A 6558-nucleotide genomic window follows, 5' to 3' on the forward strand; every position below is an offset into this window, starting at 1 on the left:
ACCTCGGTGCCGAGCGCTCGACCCATCTCGAGCGCCAGGAAGGCCGCGCCGAGATCGTGCTGTCCGACTACCCGGTCTGCCCCGGCGACGTGGTCTTCATCGCCTCCAACTCGGGCCGCAACGCCTATCCGATCGAGATGGCCATCGCTGCCCGGGCCCGCGGCGCCGTCACCATCGCGCTCACCTCGCTGCAGCACGCCACCCGCACCACTTCGCGCCATCGCTCCGGCAAGCTGCTCTACCAGCTCACCGACATCGTCATCGACAATGGCGGAGTCTATGGCGATGCCGGTCTCGCCATTTCCGGGCGCGACGTTCGCATGGGGCCGACCTCGACGCTGGCCGGTGTCTTCATTCTCAACGCCATCATGGCCGAGGCCGTCGATCAGCTGGCCCGCATCGGCACCCTGGTCGATGTCTACCAGAGCGCCAACATGCAGGGCGCGGAGGCCGAGGCCGCCGCCATGATCCAGCGCTGGCGCCCCCGCATCAGCGGGCTCTGACCGTCTCCTCCTCCAGCCGGGCGATCAGGCTGGACGTATCCCAGCGCCGTCCGCCCATCGCGACGACCTCGGCATAGAACTGGTCGACCAGGGCGGTAACCGGCAGTTGCGCGCCGTTGCCGCGCGCTTCGTCGAGCGCGATGCCAAGGTCCTTGCGCATCCACTCGACCGCAAAACCGAAGTCGAACCGGCCGGCATTCATTGTCTTGTAGCGGTTCTCCATCTGCCACGATTGCGCGGCGCCCTTCGAGATCACCTCGATCACGGCCTCGACGTCCATGCCGGCCCGCTTGCCGAAGTGGATCGCCTCGGCCAGGCCCTGCACCACTCCGGCAATGCAGATCTGGTTCATCATCTTGGCCAGCTGTCCCGAGCCGGCCGGCCCCAGCAGCCGGCAGGCCTTGGCAAAGCTCATGATCACCGGCTCGGCGCGGTCGAAGGCGGCCGCCTCCCCGCCCACCATCACCGTCAGCTGGCCGTTCTCCGCTCCGGCCTGCCCGCCCGAGACGGGCGCATCGAGAAAGGCGAAGCCTGCCGCACTGGCCGCCGCGCTGAGTTCGCGCGCCACTTCCGCCGAGGCGGTGGTGTGGTCGACGAACACCGTTCCTCGTCCCATCGCGGCGAAGGCGCCCGTCTCGCCCAGCGTCACCGATCTGAGGTCGGCATCGTTGCCGACGCAGCAGAACACCAGGTCCTGCCCCTCGGCCGCCGCCCGCGGCGACGGCGCCGCGCGTCCGCCATGTGCCGCGACCCACGCCTCGGCCTTGGCGGCCGTGCGGTTGTAGACCGTCACCTCGTGGCCCCTGGCCTTGAGATGCCGTGCCATCGGAGCGCCCATCACGCCCAGCCCCAGGAATGCCGCCTTCACCACTGTCATTCTCCCATGCTTGCCGGCGGGTAGAGATGCTCTCTCCCCTGCCAGTCCGAAACCGTGTAGCAGCCCTCGCCCGCCATCCGCACCGACGCCGCCGAAATCGGCACCTTGCCGTGGCCGCCGGGGATGTCGAGCACGTAGGTCGGCTGGCAGAGCCCCGACACGCGCCCGCGCAGGGCGGCGACCAGCGCCTGCCCCTCGGCGATCGTCAGCCGGAAATGCGCGGTTCCCGGTGCAAGGTCCGGGTGATGCAGGTAGTAGGGCTTGATCCGCGCTTCGACGAGGCCGCGCATCAGCTGGGCCAGCACCGACACATCGTCGTTGACGCCGCGGAGCAGCACCGTCTGGCCCAGCAGCGCCACGCCGGCCTCGGCGAGGCGCGCCGCCGCCGCCCGCGCCGCCGCGGTCAGTTCGCGCGGATGGTTGGCATGGACGGCGAGGTACGTGGTCTTGCCGCTCGCCCTCAGCGCCCCGATCAGCCGCGCATCGATCCGCTCGGGCTCGACCACCGGCACCCTTGTATGCAACCGCACGATCTTCACGTGCGGGATCGGCGCGAGCCGCGCCAGGATGTCCTCGAGCCGCCGCGCCGACAGCACCAGCGGGTCGCCCCCGGTGAGGATCACCTCCCAGATCTCGGGATGGTCGGCAATATAGGCCACCGCTCGCTCGAGCGCCTCTGGCGCCAGCGTGCCCAGCCCGTCGGGGCCCACCATCTCGCGGCGGAAACAGAAGCGGCAATAGACCGGGCAGACGTGCACGGCCTTGAGCAGCACCCGGTCCGGATAGCGATGCACGATCCCCTCGAGCGGCGAATGCGTCAGGTCCCCGATCGGATCGTCGCGCTCCTCGGGTGTGGTGACCAGCTCCGACGCGTCCGGCACGAACTGCCGCGCGATCGGATCGGCCGGATCGCTCCTCTCGATCAGTCCCGCGACCGTCGGCGTCACCGCGATGGCGTACCGCTCCGCCACGGCCTCGACCTCCGGCCGCCGCCCCTCCCGCAGCAGTCCCGCGGCAACCAGATCCGCCGCCGTCCGCAGGGTCCGGTCCGGCTTCACTGCGCGCCCCCGACCACCGGCACCCACAGCACATCCTCGATGCGCCGTGCCCCCACCGCCAGCATCACCAGCCGGTCGAATCCCATCGCCACCCCGCTGGTCGGCCGCATCAGCGACAGGGCGGCGAGGAGGTCTTCGTCGAGCGGATAGGTCTCTCCATAGAGCCGCTGCTTCTCGTCCATCTCGAGTCGGAAGCGGCGGCGCTGCTCCACCGGATCGGTCAGTTCGCCGAAGCCGTTCGCCAGTTCCACCCCGCAGCCATAGAGTTCGAACCGCTCCGCCACCCGCCGGTCACCCGGCACCCGCCGGGCGAGGGCCGCCTCCGCTGCCGGATAACGGTCGAGGACGGTCAGGCGACCGTTGCCGAGCACCGGTTCCACCCGTTCCACCAGCACGCGGCTGAACAGGTATGACCACGTTGGGTCGCGCGGCACGTCGAGCCCGCGCCCGCGCATCTGCCCGGCGAGCGCTTCCGCATCCGTGTTGCCCTCGGCATCCATGGTCTCGAAGAGGCTTATGCCGGCGTGGCGCTCGAACGCGTCGGCCACGCTGAGCCGTTCGGGCTCTGCCAGCGGATCGCACCCCCTGTCGCGGAACCGCAGCTCCGTTGTGCCCGCCACCTGGGCTGCGCGGCGCACCAGCGCGATGCAGTCGGCGATCACCGCATCATAGGGCTCCTCGGCCCGGTACCATTCGAGCATGGTGAACTCGGGATGGTGCAATGCGCTGCGCTCGCGATTGCGCCAGACGTGCCCGATCGCGGCGATCCGCTGCTCTCCGGCGGCCAGCAGCTTCTTCATCGAGAATTCGGGCGAGGTATGCAGGTACAGCGTCTCTCCCGCACCGTCATTGCCGATGGCGAGCGTCGAAAAAGCATGCAGGTGCGTCTCGTTGCCCGGGCTCCGCTGCAACCCGGGCGGATCGACCAGGACGAAATCCGCATCGGCGAAGTAGCCACGCACCGCCGCCTCGATCCGGTTGCGCGCCAGCAATAGTGGCCGTCGGTCGGCATGCACCGAGGGCGTCCACCAGGGCGAAGCGGGAACGGATGCGGGGCCTCTGGCCAAGGAACGCCTTCTCCTGCTGCTCGGGACTGGCGGTTTTCGTCAAATTGCGCTATCGGGCGGCCCACATCGGATATCGGGTGCGTCCGCTCGGGGCCTGCTGCCGCTCCTCTAGGCCGCCACAGCCAAGTGAACAAGGAAGAAATAATGGTCAAGGTCATCGCCTCCTCGCTGCGCAAGGGCAATGTCGTGGAGCACGAGGACGGCAAGCTCTACGCCATCCTGTTTGCCGAGAACATCCATCCCGGCAAGGGCAACTCCGTCACCCAGGTCGACATGCGCCGCATCTCCGACGGCGTGAAGGTGACCGCCCGCTGGCGCACCGTCGAGATGGTCGAGAAGGCCGATGTCGATGAGCGGGCCTACAACTTCCTCTACAACGACGCCGAGGGCTACCACTTCATGGAGCCCACCAGCTATGAGCAGATCGCCGTGTCCGAGGACGTCATCGGCGATCAGGCCGCCTACCTCGCCGACGGCATGGAAGTGTTCATCAAGACCTTCGAGGGCGCCGCACTCGCCATCGAACTGCCGCAGCGCGTGACGCTCGAGATCGTCGAGACCGAGCCGGTGGTGAAGGGCCAGACCGCCTCGTCCTCGTTCAAGCCGGCCACGCTCAACAATGGCGTCAAGACCATGGTCCCGCCCCATATCGGCGTCGGTACCCGCGTCGTGGTGATGACCGAAGACGGCAGCTACGTCGAACGCGCCAAGGACTGAGGGGCGACGGCCGCAGGTCGGCGGATCAGTCCGGCGGCCTGATCTACTGATCTGGGCGACGACGGCCCCGAGAGCCGTGCTCGAAGGGCTGACGCCGGACGCGGGGCCCGCCCCACTGTTCGCTCCGCATTGACGACCCGTCGGCCCGGACGGACTGCCTTTCGCCACCGTTCGTGCCTAGATGAGAGCCACGGCAACTTGCGGAGCGTGTCATGACCCTGGAACTCGGTGGCATTCACCACCTCACCGCCATCACCGCCGAGGCGCGGCGCAATGTGGATTTCTACACCCGCATCCTGGGGCTGCGGCTGATCAAGAAGACCGTCAACCAGGACGATGTCAGCGCCTATCACCTGTTCTATGGCGACGCCGTGGCCTCGCCCGGCGCCGACCTCACCTTCTTCGACTGGCCCGCGGCGCCGGCGCGACGCGGCAATCACGAAGTGTCCCGCACCGGCCTCAGGGTCGCATCGGAGGCGAGCCTTGCCTGGTGGAAGGAGCATCTCGCCGGGCAGCATGTCGCATCGGGCGGCATCAAGGAACGCGCCGGGCACCTGTCGCTCGACTTCGAGGATTTCGAGGGCCAGCGCTTCCGCCTCGTCGCCGATCCCAAGGCCGGTCCCGGCCATCCGTGGCAGAAGAGCCCCATTCCCGCCGAGCACCAGATCCTCGGCCTCGGACCGATCACCCTGGCCGTCCCCGACCTGCGCCGCACCGAACCGATCCTGACCCGGGTGATGAACCTGCGCGAGGTCCGCAGCTACGCCGCGCGCGAACGGCACGGCGCGATCCATGTCTTCGAGATGGGGCCGGGCGGTGCCGCGGCGGAACTCCATGTCGAGGTCGATCCCGACCTGCCGCAGGCGCGGCAGGGCGCCGGCGCCGTGCACCATGTCGCCTTCCGCACCCCCGACAAGTCCCAGTTCGACGAGTGGGTGAAGCGAACCGCCGGCTTCGGCCTCAGGACCTCGGGCGAAGTCGAGCGATTCTACTTCACCTCGCTCTACTTCCGCGAACCCAACGGCATCCTGTTCGAGATCGCCACCGACGGCCCGGGCTTCACCGCCGACGAACCCCTCGAGAGCCTGGGCGAGCGCCTGGCGCTTCCGCCCTTCCTTGAGCCGCGGCGCGACGAAATCGAACGGGGACTGAAGCCGCTCTAGCTCGAAATGCCGGCACCGTCGCTGCGGAGTGGTCCGACAGGGCGCGGCGACAGTCTCGCCGCCGAGAGTCGATCAAGGCCGGGACATCCGGGTTGACCGTTTCAACCGGGCGTCCAAACCGTCTAGCATGGGGAGCGGGTGAATCGCCCCGCCCCCCGCCTCCCTGTCCACGCGAGCCTGCCTTGACGGTCCATCTCGACAGCAAAGCGACCCGCCCGCCGGCCTCCCCCGGCATCGACTGGCGCCATTGGGGCATCATCGGCGGCATGACGCTGGTCGGTATCGTCATGCGCTACCTGATCTTTCTCGGCCTCGCCACGGATGGCGATCTGGCGCAAGAGCTTTGCCGCTGGGACTGCAAGTGGTTCCGCCTCGCCGCCGAGGGCTACGAGACCGCCCTGCCGACCAACCGGCTGGGCGAGGCGGACTGGGCCTTCTTCCCGCTCTATCCGCAGCTGGTGCGCCTGTTCGGCGCCGCGACCGGGCTGTCCTTCGCCTGGTCGGGCGTCCTCCTGTCCCAGTTCTTCGGCGTCCTCGCGGCGGTGCTGTCGCGGCCGCTGTTCGTCGATCGGCGCGCCTATGACCTGTTCGCCTTCTCCCTGCTGCTCGGCCCGTTCTCGCTGCTCTTCTGGCTGCCCTATTCCGAGAGCCTCTACATCCTGCTGACACTGCTCGGTCTCGGGGCCCTGCGCCGTGCGAACTTCCCGCTCGCCGGCGCGATCGGTGCCCTGCTCTCGGCGACCCGGGTCACCGGCATACTGTTCGGGGTCGCCATCCTCGTCGAGGCCGCTGCCGACCACTTCCGCCGCGGCGGCAAGGCCGGTCGGCTGCTGTCCAGCCTGCTGGCGCCGCGTGTGCTGCTGGCACTGCTCCTCGTGCCGCTCGGCCTGATCGCGTTTGCCGTTCACCTGCGGCTGGCCATGGGCGACGGTTTGGCCTTCGCCCACGTGCAGATCGCCTGGTACCGCGAACTCGGCAACCCGTTCGCCAACTGGTTCGCAACCGTCGTCGGCAACAGCTCGCCGCGCATCCATGCCCTCGCCGTGCTGGTCGGTCTCGGTCTCGTGGTTGTGCTGTTCCGGCGCCGCCGGCAGGCGGAGGCGGCTTTCTGCCTGGCGGCCGTCGCCCTGTCGACCGCAACCGGCATGGAGTCGTCCCTGCGCTTCTTTGCCG

7 protein-coding genes are annotated in these 6558 nt (G+C 68.8%); 4 read left to right on the forward strand and 3 right to left on the reverse strand.

Going from position 1 to position 6558, the window contains the following annotated elements:
• A partial coding sequence (locus ACE3TU_RS17165) for a sugar isomerase domain-containing protein (protein ID WP_374626390.1) occupies positions 1-503 on the forward strand: 503 nt, incomplete at its 5' end.
• On the opposite strand, the gene ACE3TU_RS17170 is transcribed toward ACE3TU_RS17165, so the two are convergent.
• Genes ACE3TU_RS17170 through epmA form a run of 3 tightly spaced genes read right to left on the reverse strand, consistent with a single transcriptional unit; the run spans position 490 to position 3505 of the window.
• Entirely contained in the window at positions 490-1374 is an 885-nt protein-coding gene (locus ACE3TU_RS17170) for an NAD(P)-dependent oxidoreductase (RefSeq protein ID WP_374626392.1), read from the reverse strand. The genes ACE3TU_RS17165 and ACE3TU_RS17170 overlap by 14 nt on opposite strands.
• A 2-nt stretch (positions 1375-1376) precedes the next feature.
• On the reverse strand, positions 1377-2438 hold the full coding sequence (locus tag ACE3TU_RS17175) for a lysine-2,3-aminomutase-like protein (protein ID WP_374626394.1): 1062 nt from the start codon (positions 2436-2438) through the stop codon (positions 1377-1379).
• Entirely contained in the window at positions 2435-3505 is a 1071-nt protein-coding gene (epmA, locus tag ACE3TU_RS17180; protein WP_374626395.1) for an EF-P lysine aminoacylase EpmA, read from the reverse strand. The genes ACE3TU_RS17175 and epmA overlap by 4 nt, the downstream gene beginning before the upstream one ends.
• Before the next feature lie 144 nt (positions 3506-3649).
• On the opposite strand from epmA, the gene efp reads away from it, so the two are divergent.
• The 3 genes from efp to ACE3TU_RS17195 form a co-directional block, all read left to right on the forward strand.
• Positions 3650-4222 carry an elongation factor P gene (efp, locus tag ACE3TU_RS17185; RefSeq protein ID WP_374626397.1) on the forward strand — a complete coding sequence of 191 codons (573 nt, stop codon included), beginning with the start codon at positions 3650-3652 and terminating at the stop codon, positions 4220-4222.
• A 212-nt stretch (positions 4223-4434) separates the two neighbouring features.
• Positions 4435-5385 carry a ring-cleaving dioxygenase gene (locus ACE3TU_RS17190; protein WP_374626399.1) on the forward strand — a complete coding sequence of 317 codons (951 nt, stop codon included), beginning with the start codon at positions 4435-4437 and terminating at the stop codon, positions 5383-5385.
• Between the two features lie 182 nt (positions 5386-5567).
• A partial coding sequence (locus ACE3TU_RS17195; protein WP_374626401.1) for a hypothetical protein occupies positions 5568-6558 on the forward strand: 991 nt, incomplete at its 3' end.

It is taken from the genome of Devosia sp., from assembly GCF_041917035.1.
In the GTDB taxonomy this organism is placed as follows: domain Bacteria; phylum Pseudomonadota; class Alphaproteobacteria; order Rhizobiales; family Devosiaceae; genus Devosia_A.